Raw genomic sequence first — 295 nt, forward strand, 5'->3', positions numbered from 1 at the left:
CGCGGGCAGCCGGCCACGGCGATGTCGCCGGCGGCCTTGGTCTGGCCGTAGACGGACAGCGGGGAGAACGGCTCGTCCTCGTCATGCACCTCGGCCGTGCCGTCGAAGACGTAGTCGGAGGAGACGTGCACGAGCGTGATCCCGTGCCCGGCGCAGGTGCGTGCGAGAAGCGCGGGCCCCGTCGCGTTGGCCTTCCAGGCGGTCACGCGGCCCTCGGGGGTCTCGGCCCTGTCGACCGCCGTGTAGGCGCCGCAGTTGATGACGGCGCCGTAGAGCGACCAGTCGTACTGCGAAT

The 295-nt window shown here is 71.5% G+C and carries 1 protein-coding gene; it reads right to left on the bottom strand.

What is annotated here, in order from left to right; translation table 11 throughout:
* The coding region (locus DW850_RS10455) for a sugar nucleotide-binding protein (RefSeq protein ID WP_233540666.1) at positions 1 to 295 on the bottom strand (295 nt) is incomplete at both ends.

The sequence above is a fragment of the Collinsella sp. AM36-4AA genome, from assembly GCF_003467795.1.
GTDB lineage: Bacteria > Actinomycetota > Coriobacteriia > Coriobacteriales > Coriobacteriaceae > Collinsella.